The organism is Acinetobacter sp. 'aerobic (ED)' (assembly GCF_904886855.1).
GTDB lineage: Bacteria > Pseudomonadota > Gammaproteobacteria > Pseudomonadales > Moraxellaceae > Acinetobacter > Acinetobacter courvalinii.
In genome coordinates, this window is the sequence record NZ_CAJHGI010000006.1 from 18,822 (window position 1) to 40,668 (window position 21,847).

Here is a 21,847-nt window from a genome sequence, read left to right on the forward strand (position 1 = left end):
ATTTTTTTTATTCGTTTTGATATCATTTAAATACAATACTTACATCACAATTTACAAATAAAAATATGAAATCTGTATATTTATTTAACAGTTCAGGCCCTCGCGTTAGTATCACCAAGCACATACACAACTACTTAATTTCTTTATTTTTACTTTAAAAATTAAAATAATATAAAAACCGATATTCATCGCATCCGACCTCATTTACTGAGATGGTATAAAAAGATCAGGGAAAAACCAAAAAGCAGCGTAAGAAACGGAAAAATCTTGTTGGTTTTTTTCGCATCGGGAACGCTCGGAATTGTAGGAATGACATCGAGTACTTGCTCTTGTAGAGCGTTTTCATTTAATTGCGACAAGACTTCAGTGGTCCAGCACGGTAATAAAGAATAAATAGAGGCCTTATGGTCTCTTAAATAGTAAATGATCCTGATCGCATCATTACCTACTTCATTGGAAAGAACCGCCAGACTTTTAGGAATTGCCCGATTTAAGGTAATTTCAACCTCAGCCACAGAAACTTTTCCAGCTGCCAGTCTTAACAGCAATGCATTTTTGACCCGTTCATTGTCTTCCAGCAGGTCTGAAATTGAAGGGGTTAATTTCTCTCTTAATTTATCGACCAGTTCCGGCTTTTCCAGAAAACGATATAATAAGACAGGATAAAATCTTGATAAAACATCATTTTTTTCATTCACAAGACTGGTTTGATCATTCACAATCACAGATGAAACTTTTTGTTTAAGCAACTCCATCGGATGTATAGACATTGTTTAAGCTCCAATTATTAGAATGGATTATTTCTCTTTTTTATAATTTTATGTAAGACATCTCTCATTTATATCATCACTTTAAGCTGTTTTTCTTGTTTTTCATCAATTCTATAAAATTTAAATACAATATCTACATCACAGTTTACAAAGCGGAACAAGACTTAGCTCCTGTTCCGCTTGATATAAAAAGGACTTAATCTGTTATGCGAAGGTCTTCACAACCTTGCCGGTCAATTGCTGACCGATAAGCGGAGTATTTTTGCCTTGTGAAAGGATGGTCTCTTTAGACACCGTCCATTGCAGTTCCGGATCAATCAGCACCCAGCCTGCTTCCTGCATCCAGCGTTCTGTCATATTGGCAACTTGTGCTGGCGTCGAGGTCACTTTTGCGACCCATTCCAACGGCTCGAACAGTCCTTCCTGAATCAGTTGTACGCCTAGAGCGACATAGGTATCAAATGCCGTAATCCCCGGTTGGGTTTCTGCAAACGGTGCCATTTTCGCCGAGCTGCTCAAAGGCTCGTGATGGGTACAGATGGCATCAATGACACCTTCTTTTACACCTTGACGTAATAATTGCTTATCCTGTTCCGAACGCAATGGCGGGCGCACATGTGCAAGTGAGTTAAAGCCATCCGTTAAATGCTCGGTAAGATGCAATTGATGCATGGCCACGTCTGCCGTTACCGGTAAGCCTTTGGCCTTTGCTGCACGGATTAAATCGACCGATGCACCGCAAGACAACAAACCAAAGTGTGCTCTCACCCCAGTTGCTTCAATCATCAGAAGATATTTGGCAATCGCAACGGTTTCTGCAATCGCAGGAATCATCGGTAAACCTTGGCGAGAGGCAATAAAACCTTCATGCGCACAACCGTCTTTGGCAATTTGTGGTTCTTCGGCATAGAACACCACGGTTAAACCCAAGCCAGCGGCGTATTCAAGGGTACGGATCACCACATCATCATTTTCAAATGCCGCATTGGCATTTGAAACCGCAGTACAGCCACCCTTCTTTAAACTGGCCATATTGGCAGGTTGCTTGCCATTTAAACCTTGGGTTTGTGCACCAATAATATGCAAGTAGATACCACCATCCAGTTGCGCTTTTTCAATCAGGCCATGAATCAGGGCACCATTGTCCTGCACAATCGGTTTTGAGTCTGGCGGTGTGATGACATGCAAAATACCGTTGGCACGTGCAGCTTTTCCTTCCGATTTCAAGGTGCCATGCTGTTGCTGGCCTGGCTCACGTAAACGTGCACACAAATCTACCATGGTCGGCATCAACCATTTGCCTTGACCATTGAGTGTTTCATCAACCTGGTCAACGGCATCAATGCGCTTACCATTTTCAATATAAACCGTTTGCACCTGATCAGTCTGTTGAATCGGATCGAGCACACGGACATTTTCAATTTTTACAATACTCATGTGATCTATCCCTTACAGTGCAATCGCTTCAATTAAACCTTGTTCTTGTAACTGCCCTTGCATCGCAAGTGCCAGTACTGCCATACGAACGGCAATACCGTTGGTGACCTGTTTTAAAATCACCGACTGATCGCCATCTGCCACGCTCGAGTCAATTTCCACACCACGGTTCATTGGTCCAGGATGCATCACGATACAATCCGGCTTCGCCAGTGTCAGACGCTCTTTGTTTAAGCCGTACATTTTGTAGAATTCAGCCTGTGATGATAAGGCTGGTGAGTCGATCCGTTCATTTTGAATACGTAAGGCAATAATCACATCACAATCTTTCACACCTTCATCCATTTTATTAAACAGGCGAACATGCTCACCATATTCATTAAAGCCGACGGGCAATAAGGTATTGGGTGCAATCACACGGATATCTTTACAACCCAATGTTTGCAATGCAGCGACATTCGAACGTGCCACACGTGAATGCTTGATGTCACCAATAATGGCAACTGTCAGCTCTTCAAAGGGTTTCTTGGTTTCACGGCGAATGGTCAGCATATCCAGCATGGCCTGAGTTGGATGCGCATGGCGACCATCCCCCGCATTGATAATCGCGACCTTTGGACAGACATCTTTGGCAATAAAATGTGCTGCCCCTGATGAGGAGTGACGTACCACGAAAATATCTGCCGCCATGGCTTCCAGATTCCACAAGGTGTCGCGTAGCGTTTCACCTTTTGATGTACTTGAACGCGCAATATCGATATTCAAGACATTGGCAGACAGACGTTTTGCTGCCGCTTCAAAGGTGGTACGGGTACGGGTGGAGTTTTCAAAGAACAGATTCATGACCGTCAGTCCTTCAAGTAACGGACGGTTGATCAAATTATTATTTTCATCTAAAAAGCTTTGCGCTGTATCTAAAATCTTGGTCAAGGTTTCTTTAGAAAGACCCTCAATTGTTAAAAAGTGTTTTAGATTTCCTTGTTGGTTGAGCTGGATCTGACTCAAAGTATGCAATGCCGCCAAGTGCATAAGAGATTCCTAACACGTTAAGTTAAGGCATTATACAGACTTTAGTTTTGCTGCGTCGTTGAAGTTTTCAGCACTTAAGTAAAAAAGGATGTACTTCCCATTACATCCTTTTTATTTTCTCTACTTTAAATGACTTATAACTTAGCGTAATGCACCAATATAGTGATGATGCACCTGAGCCTGATAAATTTCTTCCTCGGTCACTTCCATTGAGTAGGCATCTGAAACCATATCTTTTTCAACATTCAAATTATTCTCCAGTACATGTGAAGAACAAGCTTCAGGATATAACGCAATCAATGGTCTCAAGCGTGCCACAAAGCGCTGCAACTCTGGATCTTGCGTATCCAGAGCAATATCCAGTACATGTTTGGCATACTCCTGATTATTGACCAGATACATCACATCGATGACACGTCCACAAACACGTCTTAAGCGCACATACATTTGAGTTGCAATCGTAAAAGCTTCGGCATTGACCAGTACTTCATTGTTCATGCTTTCTTTCATAACATCCCCACAGCCTAAAATTAAAATTCTTAATTTTCATCAGCTTTAAGTAAAATTGCTCACTGATGTAGTACTGATTTAGAAAGCAAAACATGTACCAACTTTTCAACAAAACAATTCTCAGCACGACATCAACTGACATTAAAAAAGTTGAGGTCGACAACATTTCGTCAAAAAAGTAGGATGAATTGCTGATAAAGCTAACAATCACACAAATATGCACCGACAGAACAAACAAAAATCAGTTAAAATAGCCGATTGCTGAACTGCTTTTTTGGAAATGTGCATGAATTCTACACAACGTCTGACAAACTATTGGGTGACCTGTGCGGATGGACTTGAAACCTTATTACAACAAGAACTCGAAGATTTAGGGATTCAGAACATTCAACGCTTCGCTGGACGTTTGGTTTTTAAAGGCACACTCGAAAATGCATATCGCATTTGTATGTGGTCGCGTCTTGCCTCTCGAGTACTGTTACCGATTCATACCCATGAACTTGAACATACCCATGACGCACGTGATGTTGCTGAAGAACTCTATGAAGGTGCGATCAGCTTTGACTGGTCTTTGATTTTTGCACCACAAAGTACTTTTGCCATTCGTTTGCATGTTGAACGTGAAATTAAGGTCAATACCCAGTTTGCGACACTCCGTGTTAAAGATGGTGTGGTCGACTCCTTTATGGAAGCTGTGGGCAAACGTCCAAGTATTGATATCAAGCAACCAGAAATCACACTCTATGTATTGGCGGGTAAAACCGCACATACCTATTGCCTGGACTTATCTGGTGATTCTTTACATAAACGTGGCTATCGCCGTTTTATGACCGATGCCCCAATTAAAGAAAATCTGGCTGCGGCAATTTTACAGAAAGCACAACTGGCACAATATCAACCCGATATTATCCTCGATCCAATGTGTGGTTCAGGTACCTTTATTATTGAATCACTCTTGATTCTGACGGACCGCGCACCTGGTCTGGTTCGCCGTTTTGGTTTTAATGGCTGGCATGGACATGACCATGAATTATGGATGACCCTCAAAGCCGAAGCCGCCGAGCGTCATGAAAAAGCCTTACAGCAACCCTTACCCCAATTCTATGCCTATGATGCCGACTGGGAAGCAGTAAAAGCGACACGCCAGAACATTATCGCTGCCGGTTTTGAAAAGTTACTGGATCAGATCCAGATTGAAGAACGTACTTTGGCCGACTGGGATGATTTCCATGCCGAAGGTAAAAAAGCTTTCATCGTTACCAATCCACCGTATGGCGAACGTTTAGGTGACAAAGCATCGAATCGTTCTTTATATCTCGGTTTATCTGCTTTACTGCAAAAGAATTTCCCAAATCAGCGTGCAGCGATCATCGCCGCTCAAATTGAACAGGCAGACGTACTGGCATTTAACGACCCACAAACCTTGCGTTTGATGAACGGTAAATTACCGATCTATACCCGTTTTGGTACAGTCAAACCTGCGACTGTAACCCAGCCCTTCCTGGCCAATTGGCAACCACAACAATTTGAACCGATTGAAGGTGCCGAAGACTTTACCAACCGTTTGCAAAAGAATATGCAAACTTTGAAAAAGTGGGCAGTGAAAGAAAATATCTATTGCTTACGTTTATATGATGCTGATTTACCAGACTTTAATATTGCAGTTGATTTGTATGGTGACAAATTGCATGTACAAGAATATGCACCACCAAAGAAAATTGACCCAGAAAAAGCAAAAAAACGTTTTAACCTTGGTCTGGCAGCGATCCGAGCAGTCACAGGACTCAATCGTGATGCGATCTTTATTAAAACCCGTGCTCGCCAAGCTGGAACAAATCAGTACACCAAACAGAGTACGGCCTCTAAACGCTTTATCGTTCAAGAAGGCAATGCGCGTATTCTAGTGAATCTGACCGATTATCTGGATACGGGTTTGTTCCTGGATCACCGCCAGATGCGTTTGCGTATTGCCAAAGAAGCACGCGGCAAGCATTTCCTGAATCTGTATAGCTACACGTCTACGGCCAGCTTACATGCTGCTTTAGGTGGCGCAGCCAGTACCACCAGTGTCGATTTATCTAATACTTATTTAAGCTGGTCGAAAGAGAACTTTGTTCTGAATGGTTTAACCGTAGATCATGCCGATGAACAACATATGTTCTTCGCCAGTGACTGCTTTGAGTGGCTTAAAGAAGGTCATGAGCAATATGATCTGATCTTCATTGATCCGCCAACCTTCTCTAACTCGAAGAAATTCTATGGTACCTTTGACGTACAGCGTGATCATGTTTCATTGCTTAAACGCGCGATGAACCGCCTAACCAGTGACGGTACGCTCTACTTCTCAAATAACTATCGTGGTTTTGAGCTAGATGAAGAGATTGAGGGCATGTATCAGGTCGAAGAAATCACCTCTGAAACCATTGGTCTGGATTTTAAACGCAATCAGAAAATCCATCGTGCCTGGAAAATTCAGCACCCAAGTATTTAAGTGTTTAGAATACTCATCGAAAAGTAATTTTACTTTTTTTGATATTCGGTGAGTCAAACTCATAAATCATAAAGCGATCAGGAGCCTCTGCATGAGGCTTTATGGTCGCTTTTCTTTTCTCACGAACATCCATCACTGTGGTTTTTTTCTGCTCTTCGTAAGCTGAAAAACCTCCTTCAGCAAGCATGCTGACACGAATTTCACGCAAATTCCTGTCACTTAGTACACGCTGTGAACGCCAACGCTCTTCCGCAGGCTTTAATGCATCCTGTTGAGCTTTAATAATGATATTTGGCAAGGCATTATTTAGTGCCCCTGTTTGCAAAGACAGTGTTCCCTCCGGCAATGGCTGTGCAGCATGTCCGATAGAAGATAAAGCGCTGAACAACAGAATCACACACGTGCCTGTGTAATGATGTCTATTTTTTTGCATTTTAATTCATCCTGAATCTTGTTCTTATTTCTTTTGAAGCTATCAAGTTTTTATAGCAGTGGCAATGTCATTGGTAATATTCCTCTAAAAATCTGACCAGATGCACCAATACAAAAAAAGATGGTGATTTTCATCACCATCTTTGGGTCATACTCTAAACTAGGTTTAGCTCAGTTTTAACTTATCAAACACCAGATGACCACTGTCGCCTTTGATCAGGATATTATCGCCAGGCTGGAACTCACCAGACAGGATTTTCTGAGCCAGACTGTTTTCCACCTGTTGCTGAATCGCCCGTTTCAATGGACGTGCACCATAGACAGGATCGAACCCTGCATCAATCAATAAATCAAAAGCAGTATCATCCACCGTTAAGCCCATATCACGTTCACTCAAACGTGTACGTAAACGATCTAACTGAATATCTGCAATACCACGAATCTGTGCTTTTTGCAGCGAATGGAAGATGACCAGCTCATCAATACGGTTGATAAACTCTGGACGGAAATGCTGCGTGACCGCACTCATCACCACTGCCCGTACTTCATCATCGGTTGCACCTTCTCCAAGTTCACGTACATCTTGCGAACCCAGATTCGAGGTCATTACGATCACCGTATTCTTAAAGTCAACCACACGACCTTGAGAATCGGTTAAGCGTCCATCATCCAGGACTTGCAACAAGATATTGAAGACATCTGGATGCGCTTTTTCCACTTCATCGAATAACACCACACTATATGGCTTACGGCGCACAGCTTCAGTTAAGACACCGCCTTCCTCATAACCGACATAGCCCGGAGGTGCACCGACCAAACGGCTCACGGAATGTTTTTCCATGAATTCGGACATATCAATACGAATCATGGCATCGTCGCTGTCAAACAGGAAGTTAGCCAATGCTTTGGTTAACTCGGTTTTACCTACCCCTGTCGGACCAAGGAACAGGAATGAGCCACTTGGACGATTCGGATCGGATAAGCCAGCACGTGAACGACGTACTGCATTGGAAACCGCAACCACAGCTTCATCCTGCCCAACCACACGGTTATGCAAAAATTCTTCCATATTGAGAAGTTTTTCACGTTCGCCTTGTAGCATTTTCGCCACAGGAATTCCTGTTGCTGCACTCACGACTTCAGCAATTTCGTTTTCAGTGACTTTGGTACGAATCAGCTTCGGCTCTTCATTTTCCTCCGCAACTTCAGCTTGTTCCAGACGTTTTTGCAACTCTGGAATGACGCCATATTGCAAGCGTGCAGCTTCAGCCAGATCACCTTCACGTTTGGCTTTTTCCAAAGCGCTACGTGCCTGATCAAGTTCAACCTGTGCCTTCTTATCACCTTCAACCAGGGTTTTTTCAGCTTTCCAGATCTCTTCTAGATCGTTGTACTCTTTTTGCTTTTCCGCAATTTGCTGCTCAAGATGATTCACTTCAGCTTTACTGCCCGCATCTTCATCTTTTTTCACCGCTTCCAATTGCATTTTCAACTGGATTAAGCGGCGATCAAGTTTGTCCAGCGCTTCTGGCTTGGAATCGATTTCCATTTTGATGCGCGACGCAGCCTCATCAATTAGGTCAATCGCCTTATCGGGTAACTGGCGATCCGTGATATATCGATGCGACATCTTCGCTGCAGCAATAATGGCCGAGTCGAGAATTTGCACGCCGTGATGGGTTGCATATTTTTCTTTAAGACCACGTAGGATCGCAATGGTATCTTCAACACTCGGCTCATCCACCAACACTTTCTGGAAACGACGCTCAAGCGCAGCATCTTTCTCAATATATTGACGGTACTCATCTAAAGTGGTCGCACCCACACAACGCAATTCACCACGTGCCAAAGCAGGTTTTAACATATTACCTGCATCCATCGCGCCATCACCTTTACCTGCGCCAACCAGCGTATGCAGCTCGTCGATAAACAGGATGATTTCACCTTCGTGCTTGGCAAGGTCTTTGAGGACTGCTTTTAAACGCTCCTCAAATTCGCCACGATATTTTGCACCCGCAAGTAATGAACCCAAGTCAAGTGAAAGCACACGCTTGTTCTTTAAGCTCTCTGGAACTTCACCGTTGACAATACGTTGCGCCAGACCTTCTACAATCGCGGTTTTACCGACCCCTGGCTCACCAATCAACACCGGGTTATTTTTGGTACGGCGTGATAATACCTGAATGGTACGGCGAATCTCGTCATCACGACCAATCACGGGGTCAAGTTTACCGGCCAAGGCACGCTCGGTTAAATCAATGGTATATTTATTCAGTGAGTCACGTTGATCTTCATGATTATTGCTCATGACTTTGTCATTTCCTCGAATATTTTCAATTACTTTACGTAAACTTTCAGGTGTAACCCCTACACTATTTAAAATGGTTTTGGTTTCACCGGTTTCTGCTAGACCAAGTAACACCCAGTCGGTTGATAAAAACTCATCGCCTGCTTTCTGTGCATAACGGTCAGCTAAATTCAGCGCCTTTACCGCTTCAGGATTGAGATTGATATCACCAGTAGGATTTGCCAATGTTGGTGCATTTTGCACGGCTTGTTCCAGCTTCTGCTTTAACTCTGGTAAACGCGCGCCCGCTTGTTGCAACAAACTCAAATTAGCAGGTTCTTCCAATAAAGTAGCAAGAATATGAATACCTGCAATCGAGGTATGGTCTTTACCCATTGCCAATGATTGTGCATCTGAGAGTGCTTGCTGTAAGCGGTTTGTAAATTTTTCAAAACGCATTCTTGTTATTCCTCACAACAAATTTCTAACTTATCACTTAGATGGGAACACTTTTTTAAATTTCAAATAAAAAATTATATATTTTTCAATATTTTATAAAATACAAAATGAATAAAACTCAGTAATAATATGGGTATATAAACAATCTATTTCAAGTATATTTTGTATAATTTTTCTGTCTGTTCCGTTCTAAACACAATTATGATTGTGATTTTTCACTGAACGATTTAGCTTAACCCTTTAGTTGATTCAAAATGACGCTCATGTACTTAAAAAAAATTTTATTGGGTGCAGCTTGCCTGCTGCCTCTTCATTCGGCATTTGCCCAACTTCCACAAGATTCACGTCGCGCTGGTGGGATTGCAGTCATTCCCTTAAGCGCAAATACCACTCAGGTCTTTTATGAGCAAAAACCTGTACTCATTACTCAGGAAGGCACACAGCGTTATGCCGTATTTGGTATTCCACTTTCTGCGCCATTAGGCAGTTTGAGCTTAACTACCAATACCACGCCGATTCAGATCGAAGTAACGCCATACCGTTATGCTGAGCAGCGTTTAAACGTCAAGAATCAGGACTATGTCAATCCGAATCAGGACCAGCTTGATCGCTATGCACGTGAAGCAAAAGAGCAAAATGATATTTATAATTCATTTACGCCGAGTAGCTGGCACAGCTTTCCTGCTTTCATCCGCCCTACAGCAGGTAAATTTAGCAACTCTTTTGGCAGAAAACGTTTTTTCAATGGTGAAGAACGTGCTCAGCATTCTGGCCTCGATATTCCCGCGCCAGTGGGACAAAAAGTCGTTGCGCCTGCAGAGGGTGTGGTTGTCGGGACAGGCAACTATTTCTTTAATGGCAATACGGTACTAATTGATCATGGGCAAGGGCTGATCAGTATGTTCTGCCATCTCAGCAAAATTAATGTAGAAAAAGGTCAACACATCCAGCAAGGCGAAGTGCTCGGACTGGTCGGTAAGACAGGACGCGTCACAGGGCCACATTTACATTGGGGAATGAGCCTGAACAATGCTCGGGTAGATCCACAATTATTTTTAAAATAAACAGAATCCCTAATAAAAAATGATCGGTGCAAAAACCGATCATTTTTTAGCAAAACTTAATAGTTTAAGCCTTAAGCCGCTTCAATAATTTCGAAGTCGTGGGTAATTTCTACACCGCCATCAGACAGCATTTTGCTGGCTGAACAATATTTCTCGGCAGACAATTCGACTGCCTTTTCCACCTGTTTTGATTTTACCGCTTTACCGGTGACGATAAAGTGCAAATGAATTTTGGTAAATACCGCTGGAATGCTATCCGCTCTTTCCGCTTTAAGCTGACATACGACATCGGTCACATCTTGACGAGATTTCTTTAAAATGGTCACAATATCAAACGAAGCACACCCACCAAGTCCCATTAAAATCAATTCCATAGGACGTGGACCACGGTTTTCACCGCCATATTCGGCAGAACCATCCATCACCACACTGTGGCCACTTTCTGATTTTGCTTCAAAAGCAACATTCTCTAACCAATGTACACTTGTTTGCATTGCAACTACCCGAAAAACGTTATAAATTTACTCTGTTCTTGTACACTAACATAAAATGAGTTGATAAGGAATTTCATCTCTTCTGTGTAGAAAAGGCTCTTCCAAGGGTCTGTGCGATCGGTTTTATCCAAATTCGGAAATTTTAAGCATGACTTCAAATTTTTCACAACTTAGCACTGATGCTTTATCACCAGGTCAACTCCCTGAATCAGTTAAAGCGCTGCTAAAACGTGCTCATATTAATAGATATCCTAAACGCACCACGATTGTTGACGCTGGAACGGAATCAAAATCACTGTATTTAATATTAAAAGGTTCAGTGTCAATTATCTTACGTGAAGATGACGAACGAGAAATCGTAGTTGCCTATCTCAATCCAGGTGACTTCTTTGGCGAAATGGGGCTTTTTGAAAAGAACCCTCAGCGTACCGCAGAAGTACGTACACGCGATGTCTGCGAAATTGCAGAAATCACTTACGACAATTTCCACGAGTTAAGCAAGCAATATCCAGATTTAAGCTATGCTGTGTTTGCTCAACTGGTTCGCCGTCTTAAAAATACCACACGTAAAGTAACCGATCTGGCATTTATTGATGTGTCTGGTCGTATTGCGCGTTGTTTAATTGACTTATCTGCTCAACCAGAGGCAATGATTTTACCGAATGGCCGTCAGATTCGTATTACCCGTCAAGAGATTGGCCGTATTGTCGGTTGTTCTCGTGAAATGGTTGGCCGTGTCCTCAAGACACTTGAAGATCAGGGCATGATTCAAACTGATGGTAAGGCTATCTTAATCTTTGATGCTTCTTTAGAAGAGAATGCCTTCCCTGAAGATGAGTATGATGACGAAGATTAATTTAATGCTAAATTAAATTGATCTATTTTAAAGCCAGTGCAATGCCACTGGCTTTTATTTGCTTAAATATAAATTATAAGCAATGCCGATTACATAATTACAATGATTATAGAGCTATTCAGAATGTTAACTGCTGTAAACATTTTTTATAATCCACCGTGATCATGACTATATTCATAAGATACTGATTTGGAGAGAATAAGTATGAAGAAATTAGCTTTAAGCCTATGTGCTGTAACTGTGATGACCATTTCTGGCTGTGCTTCGTTCGCAGATATGGCGGGTGCGGACAGCGCGACATTAAATGCGCAATCAGCACAAAGTTTCTCAAAAATGACGCAGGAAGCACGTGCTAAAAATCAGCTGGATAGCAGCTCAAGTACTTATCAACGTATTAATACCGTGTTTAACCGCTTAAAGCCTTATGCGGATCAAATGAACCAGACTGGTCAACGTTTTGACTGGCAACTTGCGGTCTTAAAATCTGACACTGTCAACGCTTATGTCGCGCCTGGCGGTAAAGTGGTGTTCTATACCGGTATTGTCAACAAACTCAACCTGACCAATGATGAAATTGCGGCGGTAATGGGCCATGAAATGACCCATGCCCTAGAAGAGCATGCAAAAAGCAAAATCGGTGCACAGGCTTTAACTAACCTTGCAATTGGTATAGGTAAATCATATGCAGGTAGCAGCATTGGCGATCTAGGTAGCGCTGCGATCGATTTAGGCAGCCAGGTTGGTATCGGTCTACCTTATTCACGTAATCTGGAAAGTCGTGCCGATTACGGCGGTTTAATGTTAATGGCAAAAGCAGGTTATAACCCGAATGCAGCCATCAGCTTATGGGAAAAAATGAACCGTCTTGATGGCGCTGGTGGTGGATCATTCCTGTCTACTCACCCGTCAAACACTCAACGTATTGGCGACATGCGTAAGAACTTACCGGCAGCAATGGCGGTTTATAATAAACGCCGCTAATTCATAGCATCTGTATCGGCCCTTAAATACCTCTAGGTCTTTAAGGGCTTTTTTATTCATGCCACTGAATACTCATGCCTGAGCTAAGCGTAAATGCAGCATATGCGTTGCAATAGTATGCCGGATATGATCTGGTCGAGCATGAAAATAACGCTCACTTAAACCATCCCCTGATAAATCCTCAATGACCTTATACCCCATGTGCTCAACTGCCTGATGCAGCATCTTAGGTCTAAATTGTCCCTTTAACGGTTCTTTTAGAAATCGGGTAAATTGGGAGACAAATAAGCTTCCGAAACGCTCTATCCCGTCCAGCTCCCGATAATCAATCGAATAGTCCAGAACCACTTCACTTCCCTGTGCAGCAATCTGTGCAATGCTAGCTAAAGTCTTTAAGGTTGTTTCTGGCTCCAGATAATGGGTTGTTCCCAACCACGAGAAAAAAGCGGCCTGATCCTGCTGAAAGGAACTACGCGCCAAAGCATCTGCAATAGATTCTTTTTCAAAATCGATTGCAACAAATTCTACATTCGCTGGAAGCTCTCCCCATTGGCGTAGTTTTTTTTGTTTAGCCGTCTGGGTATCGGGATGATCCACCTCATAAATCTTGAGCTGCGGGAATTGCTGCGCCTGTCTCAAGGTAAATGAATCCAGACCTGCGCCCACCAGTACATATTGCGCTACACCCCGTTCAATGGCAGCGTAGAGCTGATCTTCTGCATAGCGCGAGCGTCCCACCACCTGCCCGGTTAATAAACCCAAGGTGCGATTAAATACCGAAGAATTCATCAGCTTGACGGTTAATGGCGTACTCAGCAACGTCTTCCAGCCTTGACTAGTCAGTTCGAATGCAAAGGGATCAGCAAATACTGGTTCTGCGGCATTGTTAAAATGATTGGCACGCAATGCGGCAGCGGCTTCTGCCGTTCGGCTTGATTGTCCTTCTTTCATAATTTCCCCTTCTTTATTTCTATCTTGCAAAAAATAAGCAGCAAATTCCATCCTCAGATAAAATTTACTGCTCTTTTTATGACTGCCCTAAACTCAGTTGGTTTTTTCAGTCTGATAAGTCACTTGATAATCATTGAGATCCATATGTTTTAAACGTTGCTTCAACTTTTTCAACGACCAAGGCCACGCAGCAAAGTTACGACCATTGGCATCTAAATAGTAGCTCTTGCATCCACCGGCATTAAACACGGTGGTTTTAAGATGTTTCTGTACCAGTTCATTATGCTGTTTAATCACTTCCGGTTTAATGTTCAGTTTGGCAATGCCTTGGTCTCTGATTTTAAGCAGACCATCAACGATATAATCCAGCTGAGCTTCAGCCAGACCAATAAATGAATCATAAACCAGTACGTTAGGCCCCAATACCAAGAATGCATTCGGCACATTTTCAATGCTAGTACCCAAATAAGCTTCTGGCGAACTGCTTTTCCAGAGATCATTGAGTATCTGGCCTTTTTCATTGGTTACACGTTTGCCAATCGGTGGATGTGAGACTTCAAAGCCTGTGCCCCAAATGATTACATCCACTTCATGACGTTCACCATTTGCTGAAACCACAGTATTGCCCTCGACCTTCACCAAGCCATGTGGAATCAGTTTGGTATTCGGTTGCTGTAAAGCAGGATAATAGTTGTTGGCGAACAATAAACGTTTACAGCCAATGGTAAAGTTCGGCGTCACATTTTTACGGAGTTCAGGATCTTCAATCTGGAAACGTAAAATCAGTTTGGCCAATTCGCCTACCGGTTTTAACACCGCTGGATTACGTAAACCAAAGTTAATCGCATTCAGAGACTGGGCGACTGTTTGACGCCAGGTTTTTTGGATCAGAGGAAACTTTTCAATCAGTGCTTTGCTGACATCACCCAAGTCAGTATCAGGTTTTGGTACCACCCACGGTGCTGTACGCTGGTAAACATACAGCTCTTTCGCCAAAGGTTGAATCTGCGGTACAAACTGAATCGCGGAGGCACCCGTGCCAATTACTGCAATACGTTTACCAGTCAAATCATAATCATGGTTCCATTTGGCGGAATGGAACATTTCACCTTTGAAGGTTTCCAGTCCTTCGAGTTTTGGAATTTGTGCTTCGGTAATCGGGCCTGTGGCAAAAACCACAGTTTTAGACAGGTACTGGCCTTTATTGGTGTCCATCACCCATAAATTACGTTCCTTGTCCCATGCAGCATTCACTAGTTCCGTACCAAACTCGATTTTCGGCTTTACGCCAAAGTTTTCACTGACTTCTTCTAAATAGTTCAAAATTTCAGGTTGGCGAGCAAATAAATGACTCCATTTGGCACTGGGCGCAAATGAATAGGAATATAGAGCCGATGGCACATCACAGCCGCAACCCGGATAGGTATTCTCACGCCAGGTTCCACCGACACGTGTCGCTTTTTCAATGATCTTGTAGTTACTATAACCCACCTGATCCAGACGAATGGCAGTCGCAATCCCTGAAATACCTGCACCCACAATAAAGGTGTCATAAATATGTTGTGGGAGTGCCTTTCCTTCAGCTGAGTTTAATTTTTTTGCTTGAGCTGTCATTTAAAATGTCCTTTGTATCATGTAGCTGAAATAAGTGATTACCCACAGGTTCTCTCTTCATTTCATTCATTCAGTTCTTTTGCCTAATCAGGGTTATTTCATAAACCGGTATGATGTACCTAAAAATTTTGCATATAAATTCGGTGCAGTACGTTTCATCAGCCAGAATAACTTGGCATCGATTTGTGGAATGGTATAAAGCTCGTTTTTATCCAGACGGTCCAGCGTCAGCTTTGCAACCTTGTCACTGGTGGTAAACGCCAGATTGGTCAATGCATAATCCAGAATGCCTTTATGTGGTACTTTGCCATTCTTGATAATGTTGGTTGGTACTAGCGTTGGACAAAGTACATTTACCTTGATGTTATGTTTACGAAGCTCGGCAGAAAGCGTTTCCGATAAGGCACGCACCCCCGCTTTAGTCACGTTATAGGCTGTCATTTCTGGTGCTGCGGTATAAGAGGCAGCAGATGCCACATTGATAATCGCGCCACGTCCTAGCTGTTTAAACTTCGGCACAAAATAATGGCAGCCATGAATTACGCCCCACAAGTTAATATCAGAAACCCACTTCCAGTCTTCCAGTGAGGTTTCATCAAATTTGCCGCCTAAACCCACGCCAGCATTATTGATCACCAATGTGGTGGGATGTTGCATCAACTGCTCGGCCTGCTCTGCCAGCTTTTCTACTTGCTTGGCATTACCAACATCACATTTTACCGCAAACGCTTTCGCGCCTAAGGCTTCAATCAGCGCGACCGTTTCTTTGGCCGCATCTAAATTGATATCTGAACACACCACAGTACCGCCACGTTTCGCCAGTTCGAGCGCAAAACTACGACCAATTCCGCTTCCTGCGCCAGTCACCACAGCAAATGCCTGTTGGCTTGGCTTGGCTTTCTTTGCAAATAATTTCATCATTGTTTTTCCAGCAATCTCGTATGAACTTGAACCAGGTTATGCAGAAGCTGTACGCACAGGCGGTACAAACTCTTTAAGGAAATAAGGACTTAATAAACCCGTTTCAGGATTCAAGAGACGCTCTTTGTAGTATTCCATATACGCGGTCGTATCATGATCATTGGGATGAAAGCTTGGACGCAGATATTCCAGAATATGCATAAAGCTACTTCCGAATACCCCACGTTCGCTACCAAATAACAATGCCGTACTCTCGACAATATCTTTCATATAATGTGGATTAACCAAATTGCTCGGTTTACGTATAAATGGCATCAGATAACCACCCAGTGAAACACCGCCTAAAATCGTCAAGCTAGCCAACAGGAAACCTGTGATCCGAAGCCAGTAATCACCTGACAATTCCAGGAACACATCATAGGCAATATCTTTATGCTCTGACTCTTCCAGCATGTGCCACATCCACATGGCCCGTTGTCTTTCATCTTGTGACCCAAGCAAATACTCTTCATGCTGCATCATAAATTCAGCTAATACAGCCGTATAATGCTCAATGCCTGCCATCAACGATAACTGTAAAGACTGTGGTAGTTTATAGATGCCATAATCAAAAACCTTGCCAGCAATCGCACGTAGCAATTCGACCGGATAGCCATTTTCTTTCAGCACTTCATCATTAAATTGATTATGGATTTTTGAATGAATCGCCTCTTGCCCAATCAGTGAGGTCAGTCTTTGTTTCAAGACAGGATCTTCAATAAAATCACGGTGATGACGAGCTGTTTCGATCACCACATCTTCACCAAAGGTCAAGAAAATAGACAAGGCATGAAAGTAAGATGTTGCAAGTTCTTTATTTAAGAAAAACCGCTCATCAAGTTCAGAAGGGTTAAACTTAAAATCAAAATGACGAATCGGAATCGGTGATTTACTCGCCAGATTTTGAATAATCCCTTGATATTTGGTACTGAATTTATCTGAAAAAACATGACGAAGAACTTGAGCGACCATATCTCGATCCCCTAAAACTGCATTACAACTTAAAAGGCTTAGCCAATTTGTATATCTCTACATACAGCGACTGGATAAGATGGTTTGTTTGCATAGTGCATGACGGCAATGTAGGCAACAAGAACCAAACTGCTCATCACACGCTGAGCTTTTTTGCCAACTCAGCAGGCAATGACTTACCTGCTGTGCCTGCTTTATTGCGCATTAAGCGGCCTGAACTTTAGGCGTAAACTCTTTTACAAAGAACGGATATAAGGCACCACCCTCTGAAAGAAGTTTCTTTTCGTAATATTCGAAATACGCAGATGCATCGTGATCGTTGGGATGGAAATCAGTACGTAAATAATCGAAGATTCGGCCTTGCGTACTTCCAAAAACACCATCTTTAGGACTAAAAATCAGCTTCACGCCACGGCGTGCATCTTTCCAGAATTTTGCTGTCAGCATTTCTTGTGGCCTACGTAACACCGGCACCAACGTAGCTGAAAATGGAATCAGACCGAGAATGGTAAAGTACGCGAGGAAGAAACCTGAAATACGCAATGCATAGTTGCCATTCAAGGTTTGATACACATCGTAGGCGACATCTTTATGCTCAGATTCTTCCAGCATATGCCACATCCACAAAGCACGGGTTTTGGCATCATCGGAGAAATAGAAATTCTGCTCATGCGCCATCATGTATTCTGCTAACACTGCGGTAAAATGCTCGATTCCGGCCATCAGCGAAAGTTTTAGCGGTTGTGGAAATTTCAGGAAGATATATTCAAAGAATTGCTCGCCCAGAAAACGGTACAGTTTTACCGGATAATCAAGCTCAACAATTGCATCATTAAATTCATTATGTAATTTTGAATGAATCGCCTCTTGTCCAATCAACGAGGTAACACGTTGTTTTAAAATTGGATCTTTCAACTGATCACGATGATGGCGTGCTGTTTCAATCACCAGATCTTCGCCATAAGTTAAAAAGACTGACAGGGTGGCGAAAAAAATTGTGGCAAACTGATTATTCATATAGAAGGATAAATCAACTTCCTTCCCTTCAAATCCGATTGCCAAATGACGAATTGGAATCGTTTTTTTACTCGCAAAATCAATTTGCTCAGTGATGGGATTGGATTTAAACAAGCTTAAACCTTTCCTTAATGTGTTGCTAATCATGGCTACACCTATCTGGTTACTTGAGCGTCATTTGCCCTTTTACATTCTTTTCGTCTGGTTCATCTCTTTTCAACGTTCCCAACTGCTCGGGAAGTGTGAAAAAATATTCGGGAGATTTTTTTAAACCTGATCCTGGTACAAAACAACTGTAAACCGATCTTATGTTCGGATTCAATTCGGGTATTTTTAATCATTATTTATCGAAAATTCGCACAGCATTATCAAAGAAAATTTGTGCTGACAAGATTATTATTTTTCATAATATTTTTATTTTTAATACAAATATTAATAACTTAAATAAAATATATAAATTAATTTTTTCTAAAAAATGTATACCAATTTTTTAAAAATACTAATTCATTACATCCTAACCAATAAATATTAAAAAGTCGTAATTTTATTTGTTCGGATTATGGGGCTGGCTCTTTCATGCTATTCCAGCCCATGTTAATCTGACGTTATGTTCGGATTTTAATAATAATACTTTATGGCTACACGTAAACCCCGTCAGTCTCGTTCCAAAGTGACTGTCGATACGATTATTGAAGCAGGTTTTATTGCAGTTGCGACTAACGGTACCAGCGGCACCACCACACGACACATTGCCGATATTGCAGGTGTCAGCGTCGGTTCACTGTATGAATATTTCAAGAATAAAGAAGAAATCTATGATGCCATGGCCAAAACCTTTGTCAAAGAGGTTCTGGATATGGTCAAAGAGCTGACGCCTATCATTATCGAGCAAGAGCTGGAACCTTTATTCGAGATGATTTTTTATACTTTCCGGGATCTGCTCACCCGTGATGATGATCGTTATCTGATTTGCCTGCGCTATGCGACAGAGCTCAAATACGAAAAATATATCGGCCAGATCGAGATGGCGTTAATGGAAGTGCTGATGAAATACATGATTCGGCATCCGCGCTATTTAAAAGTGAACAATCTTAGTGTGACAGCGTATATCAGCATTAATAGCAGTATCTTTAATGTGGCACGCCACCTGATCTTGCCCAATCCTCAAATCAGCTTTGATGAGATGGTCAAAGGTTTAAGTACCATGATTATTAGCTATATTGAAGCAGAGCTGGCTAAGGCAGAGTCTTAACTGGCAAGTGAATTGTAAACACACTATTATGAGCAGGATTGCTATATTCAATGCGACCATCATGCGCAATTACAATCGCGTGCACAACCGCCAGACCCAGTCCTGTTCCTCCAAACTCTTTATTTCTGGACTGTTCCAGTCTAAAGAACGGATTGAATAAATCTTGCTGATATTGCGCTGCGATACCCGGACCTGCATCGGCCACCTGCAAAATCCAGTTTTGAAGATCTTTTGTCAAAGAAATGTTAAGTTTTCCGGCATTGGCATAACGGATTGCATTATCAATCAGGGCCATTAATACCTGCTCGATACGACGACGGTCACAATGCACCTCAATAGCAGGAATCTCAAGTACGGGTTCGATCTGTGCCTGTTGTAAACGTTGCTCAAACAGTTTTAATACTTTTTCAGTCAGTGCTTTAAAATCAACCATTTCATAATTTAACCTGAGTTGCTGGTTTTCAACCAGACTCAAGGTTCGCAGGTCTTCGACCAGATGAGATAAGCCCTCCACCTGACTGAGCAGGCTTTTAAACAAGGCTTCATCCGGTTTAAACACCCCATCCAGAATACCTTGTAAACGGCCCTGCAAAATGGTGATCGGTGTTCGCAGCTCGTGCGCGATGGCAGCATTCCAGATCAGTGCATTTTCAACTGAGCTTTCCAGCTTCTGCGCCATGTTATTAAAATTATGCATCAGTTCTGCAATTTCAGTGGAATGGATGTGACGGTCATCTGCTCGCGCAGAAAGATTTCCCTGACTGATCTGCTTGGCCGCTTCGGCAAGAAAATTAATGGGTTTAATAAAGCGCTGGGCCAGATGCATGCCGATAATGATGGAAATGACCCCACCACAAAAAATCACCGTTGATAACCAGATCCAGTCGATAAAATGAAATTCGGTCCAGTCTTCCTGCAAGGAGCTTAACGTAATCCAGCCAACATCTATGGCATAGTTATAGATCAAATAACCCATCAGCACGGAAAAAAGCGTCACACTTAAGTTCACAATACTTAAGGCAATAAATAGCTGCTTGCTAATACCCGATTTGTTTCTCATGCCGACTTTCCCAGTTCACCTGCTTTGTTACTGGGTCATGATACGCTGTTTTTTTTCATGCTTTACACACTTTTTCCACACTTTCATGATCCTTTCTCCTCATACCTGCCGAAAAATAGCAAAATTGAAACTTGTGTAAATGTGGTGCTCATGCTGAATCAAAAACTGAATCTGCGTAAAAAAATAGGTTTTATCCTTTTGGCAATTGTCGGAGTTTACTGGATTGCCTTTCCGATTGTCCCTTTTCTGGATATTCCGCACAAAGCACTGGTCATGACCACAATGGCAATTGGCGGTGAAATCCTGTTATTGATCGTTATTGCGCTATTAGGTAAAGAATATTGGGACAGAATCAAGACTGGATTTAAACGACTGTTTTCATCGTTTAAATCGCATAAGCGGAAATCTGAGGATTTGAATTAAAAAAACCGTACACAGTCAAAATATGCTCACTGCGCAGGGTGGTCCAACCGGTAGCCGACTCCGCGCACATTGATCAGCATATTTTGCAAACCTTGTTCTTCCAGTTTCTTCCTTAATTTACTGACATGACTGTCCACCGTCCGTTCCAGCGCATCGCTGTCAGGCAAGCAATGATTCATCAGCTCCCCGCGGGTAAAAACTTTATAGGGCTGATCGATCATCAGCAGCAGGATCTTATACTCGGTCAAGGTGAGATTGAGCATGATTTTTTTGTCCTGCTGACGGATATAGACGCTGTGTAAATCCGTGTGAATCTCAATATTCTTATAAAGCAGATTTCTATTTTGTGGCTGTTGATTTTGTTGAGCCCTTCTCAGCACGGCTTGCACACGTGCCACCACCTCATTCGGATTGAACGGTTTGACCACAAAATCATCTGCACCAATGCGCAAGGCCATGACTTTATCAATATCCTGATCCAATGCGGTCAGCATAATGACGGGCGTTTGGGCTTTCTGGCGGATTTTGCTCAGCACTTCCCAGCCATTGAGCTCAGGTAATTTAATATCCAGCAAGATCAGGTCAATCGGGTGCGATGCATGGATTTCAATGGCTTGCTTGCCATTCATGGCACGGAGTACCTGCATACCTTCGCGTTTTAAGTAATGCTCAATAATATCGCCAATATCATACTCATCTTCTACGACGAGAATCTGCTTATCACGGCAATCAAAAGAAAATGAGGCTTCAAACATGAATCAGTCATCGGATAATTTCAATCTCTTTCA

General features: G+C 42.4%; 20 protein-coding genes. 6 read left to right on the plus strand and 14 right to left on the minus strand.

Annotated elements, in window-relative coordinates:
* Window positions 1-200: 200 nt before the first annotated feature.
* The 4 genes from JO943_RS12910 to JO943_RS12925 form a co-directional block, all read right to left on the minus strand.
* A complete protein-coding gene (locus JO943_RS12910) occupies window positions 201-770 on the minus strand; it encodes a hypothetical protein (protein WP_202740981.1) in 570 nt (189 codons plus the stop codon).
* Between the two features lie 204 nt (window positions 771-974).
* Entirely contained in the window at window positions 975-2,207 is a 1,233-nt protein-coding gene (locus JO943_RS12915) for a dihydroorotase (RefSeq protein WP_202740982.1), read from the minus strand.
* Window positions 2,208-2,219: 12 nt separating this feature from the next.
* Entirely contained in the window at window positions 2,220-3,236 is a 1,017-nt protein-coding gene (locus JO943_RS12920; RefSeq protein WP_202740983.1) for an aspartate carbamoyltransferase catalytic subunit, read from the minus strand.
* A 141-nt stretch (window positions 3,237-3,377) separates the two neighbouring features.
* Window positions 3,378-3,746 carry a hypothetical protein gene (locus JO943_RS12925; RefSeq protein WP_199948929.1) on the minus strand — a complete coding sequence of 123 codons (369 nt, stop codon included), beginning with the start codon at window positions 3,744-3,746 and terminating at the stop codon, window positions 3,378-3,380.
* Between the two features lie 286 nt (window positions 3,747-4,032).
* On the opposite strand from JO943_RS12925, the gene rlmKL reads away from it, so the two are divergent.
* Window positions 4,033-6,237 carry a bifunctional 23S rRNA (guanine(2069)-N(7))-methyltransferase RlmK/23S rRNA (guanine(2445)-N(2))-methyltransferase RlmL gene (gene rlmKL, locus JO943_RS12930; RefSeq protein ID WP_202740984.1) on the plus strand — a complete coding sequence of 735 codons (2,205 nt, stop codon included), beginning with the start codon at window positions 4,033-4,035 and terminating at the stop codon, window positions 6,235-6,237.
* A 13-nt stretch (window positions 6,238-6,250) separates the two neighbouring features.
* Here rlmKL and JO943_RS12935 read toward each other — a convergent pair whose 3' ends face one another.
* Both JO943_RS12935 and clpB read right to left on the minus strand, forming a co-directional pair.
* Entirely contained in the window at window positions 6,251-6,670 is a 420-nt protein-coding gene (locus tag JO943_RS12935) for a hypothetical protein (RefSeq protein WP_005286631.1), read from the minus strand.
* Between the two features lie 165 nt (window positions 6,671-6,835).
* Window positions 6,836-9,415: an ATP-dependent chaperone ClpB gene (gene clpB, locus JO943_RS12940; RefSeq protein WP_005286635.1), complete on the minus strand. Its 2,580-nt coding sequence runs from the start codon at window positions 9,413-9,415 to the stop codon at window positions 6,836-6,838.
* Between the two features lie 263 nt (window positions 9,416-9,678).
* On the opposite strand from clpB, the gene JO943_RS12945 reads away from it, so the two are divergent.
* On the plus strand, window positions 9,679-10,479 hold the full coding sequence (locus JO943_RS12945; RefSeq protein ID WP_202740985.1) for a M23 family metallopeptidase: 801 nt from the start codon (window positions 9,679-9,681) through the stop codon (window positions 10,477-10,479).
* Between the two features lie 71 nt (window positions 10,480-10,550).
* Here JO943_RS12945 and JO943_RS12950 read toward each other — a convergent pair whose 3' ends face one another.
* Entirely contained in the window at window positions 10,551-10,973 is a 423-nt protein-coding gene (locus JO943_RS12950) for an OsmC family protein (RefSeq protein ID WP_005231034.1), read from the minus strand.
* A 148-nt stretch (window positions 10,974-11,121) separates the two neighbouring features.
* On the opposite strand from JO943_RS12950, the gene crp reads away from it, so the two are divergent.
* Window positions 11,122-11,829, plus strand: coding sequence for a cAMP-activated global transcriptional regulator CRP (crp, locus tag JO943_RS12955; protein WP_004772727.1), 708 nt, complete (start codon window positions 11,122-11,124; stop codon window positions 11,827-11,829).
* 204 nt (window positions 11,830-12,033) lie between these two features.
* Window positions 12,034-12,810 (plus strand): M48 family metallopeptidase, encoded by a 777-nt coding sequence (locus tag JO943_RS12960; protein WP_005231035.1) that lies wholly within the window; start codon window positions 12,034-12,036, stop codon window positions 12,808-12,810.
* 72 nt (window positions 12,811-12,882) lie between these two features.
* Here JO943_RS12960 and JO943_RS12965 read toward each other — a convergent pair whose 3' ends face one another.
* The 5 genes from JO943_RS12965 to JO943_RS12985 form a co-directional block, all read right to left on the minus strand.
* A complete protein-coding gene (locus JO943_RS12965) occupies window positions 12,883-13,761 on the minus strand; it encodes a class I SAM-dependent methyltransferase (RefSeq protein ID WP_202740986.1) in 879 nt (292 codons plus the stop codon).
* Between the two features lie 93 nt (window positions 13,762-13,854).
* On the minus strand, window positions 13,855-15,375 hold the full coding sequence (locus JO943_RS12970; protein ID WP_202740987.1) for a flavin-containing monooxygenase: 1,521 nt from the start codon (window positions 15,373-15,375) through the stop codon (window positions 13,855-13,857).
* A gap of 93 nt (window positions 15,376-15,468) precedes the next feature.
* The gene (locus JO943_RS12975; protein WP_032867146.1) at window positions 15,469-16,293 is read right to left on the minus strand and encodes an SDR family NAD(P)-dependent oxidoreductase; all 825 of its coding nucleotides are present in this window, start codon (window positions 16,291-16,293) and stop codon (window positions 15,469-15,471) included.
* Window positions 16,294-16,332: 39 nt separating this feature from the next.
* The gene (locus JO943_RS12980; RefSeq protein ID WP_202740988.1) at window positions 16,333-17,307 is read right to left on the minus strand and encodes a metal-dependent hydrolase; all 975 of its coding nucleotides are present in this window, start codon (window positions 17,305-17,307) and stop codon (window positions 16,333-16,335) included.
* A 204-nt stretch (window positions 17,308-17,511) separates the two neighbouring features.
* Window positions 17,512-18,471 carry a metal-dependent hydrolase gene (locus JO943_RS12985; protein WP_005231041.1) on the minus strand — a complete coding sequence of 320 codons (960 nt, stop codon included), beginning with the start codon at window positions 18,469-18,471 and terminating at the stop codon, window positions 17,512-17,514.
* A gap of 487 nt (window positions 18,472-18,958) precedes the next feature.
* On the opposite strand from JO943_RS12985, the gene JO943_RS12990 reads away from it, so the two are divergent.
* Entirely contained in the window at window positions 18,959-19,576 is a 618-nt protein-coding gene (locus tag JO943_RS12990) for a TetR/AcrR family transcriptional regulator (RefSeq protein ID WP_005231043.1), read from the plus strand.
* Here the strand turns inward: JO943_RS12990 and adeS are convergent.
* Window positions 19,560-20,636, minus strand: coding sequence for a two-component sensor histidine kinase AdeS (adeS, locus tag JO943_RS12995; RefSeq protein WP_202740989.1), 1,077 nt, complete (start codon window positions 20,634-20,636; stop codon window positions 19,560-19,562). The genes JO943_RS12990 and adeS overlap by 17 nt on opposite strands.
* A 150-nt stretch (window positions 20,637-20,786) precedes the next feature.
* On the opposite strand from adeS, the gene JO943_RS13000 reads away from it, so the two are divergent.
* Window positions 20,787-21,059 carry a transporter suffix domain-containing protein gene (locus JO943_RS13000; protein WP_202740990.1) on the plus strand — a complete coding sequence of 91 codons (273 nt, stop codon included), beginning with the start codon at window positions 20,787-20,789 and terminating at the stop codon, window positions 21,057-21,059.
* 26 nt (window positions 21,060-21,085) lie between these two features.
* Here the strand turns inward: JO943_RS13000 and adeR are convergent, their stop codons facing one another.
* Window positions 21,086-21,814 carry an efflux system response regulator transcription factor AdeR gene (adeR, locus tag JO943_RS13005; RefSeq protein WP_202740991.1) on the minus strand — a complete coding sequence of 243 codons (729 nt, stop codon included), beginning with the start codon at window positions 21,812-21,814 and terminating at the stop codon, window positions 21,086-21,088.
* Between the last annotated feature and the right edge of the window lie 33 nt (window positions 21,815-21,847).

Excerpts from the sequence above, each read along its gene's own strand:
- JO943_RS12910 (WP_202740981.1), bottom strand. The coding sequence starts at position 770 with ATGTCTATACATCCGATGGAGTTGCTTAAACAAAAAGTTTCATCTGTG.
- JO943_RS12915 (WP_202740982.1), bottom strand. The coding sequence starts at position 2,207 with ATGAGTATTGTAAAAATTGAAAATGTCCGTGTGCTCGATCCGATTCAA.
- JO943_RS12920 (WP_202740983.1), bottom strand. The coding sequence starts at position 3,236 with ATGCACTTGGCGGCATTGCATACTTTGAGTCAGATCCAGCTCAACCAA.
- JO943_RS12925 (WP_199948929.1), bottom strand. The coding sequence starts at position 3,746 with ATGAAAGAAAGCATGAACAATGAAGTACTGGTCAATGCCGAAGCTTTT.
- rlmKL (WP_202740984.1), top strand. The coding sequence starts at position 4,033 with ATGAATTCTACACAACGTCTGACAAACTATTGGGTGACCTGTGCGGAT.
- JO943_RS12935 (WP_005286631.1), bottom strand. The coding sequence starts at position 6,670 with ATGCAAAAAAATAGACATCATTACACAGGCACGTGTGTGATTCTGTTG.
- clpB (WP_005286635.1), bottom strand. The coding sequence starts at position 9,415 with ATGCGTTTTGAAAAATTTACAAACCGCTTACAGCAAGCACTCTCAGAT.
- JO943_RS12945 (WP_202740985.1), top strand. The coding sequence starts at position 9,679 with ATGTACTTAAAAAAAATTTTATTGGGTGCAGCTTGCCTGCTGCCTCTT.
- JO943_RS12950 (WP_005231034.1), bottom strand. The coding sequence starts at position 10,973 with ATGCAAACAAGTGTACATTGGTTAGAGAATGTTGCTTTTGAAGCAAAA.
- crp (WP_004772727.1), top strand. The coding sequence starts at position 11,122 with ATGACTTCAAATTTTTCACAACTTAGCACTGATGCTTTATCACCAGGT.
- JO943_RS12960 (WP_005231035.1), top strand. The coding sequence starts at position 12,034 with ATGAAGAAATTAGCTTTAAGCCTATGTGCTGTAACTGTGATGACCATT.
- JO943_RS12965 (WP_202740986.1), bottom strand. The coding sequence starts at position 13,761 with ATGAAAGAAGGACAATCAAGCCGAACGGCAGAAGCCGCTGCCGCATTG.
- JO943_RS12970 (WP_202740987.1), bottom strand. The coding sequence starts at position 15,375 with ATGACAGCTCAAGCAAAAAAATTAAACTCAGCTGAAGGAAAGGCACTC.
- JO943_RS12975 (WP_032867146.1), bottom strand. The coding sequence starts at position 16,293 with ATGAAATTATTTGCAAAGAAAGCCAAGCCAAGCCAACAGGCATTTGCT.
- JO943_RS12980 (WP_202740988.1), bottom strand. The coding sequence starts at position 17,307 with ATGGTCGCTCAAGTTCTTCGTCATGTTTTTTCAGATAAATTCAGTACC.
- JO943_RS12985 (WP_005231041.1), bottom strand. The coding sequence starts at position 18,471 with ATGATTAGCAACACATTAAGGAAAGGTTTAAGCTTGTTTAAATCCAAT.
- JO943_RS12990 (WP_005231043.1), top strand. The coding sequence starts at position 18,959 with ATGGCTACACGTAAACCCCGTCAGTCTCGTTCCAAAGTGACTGTCGAT.
- adeS (WP_202740989.1), bottom strand. The coding sequence starts at position 20,636 with ATGAGAAACAAATCGGGTATTAGCAAGCAGCTATTTATTGCCTTAAGT.
- JO943_RS13000 (WP_202740990.1), top strand. The coding sequence starts at position 20,787 with ATGCTGAATCAAAAACTGAATCTGCGTAAAAAAATAGGTTTTATCCTT.
- adeR (WP_202740991.1), bottom strand. The coding sequence starts at position 21,814 with ATGTTTGAAGCCTCATTTTCTTTTGATTGCCGTGATAAGCAGATTCTC.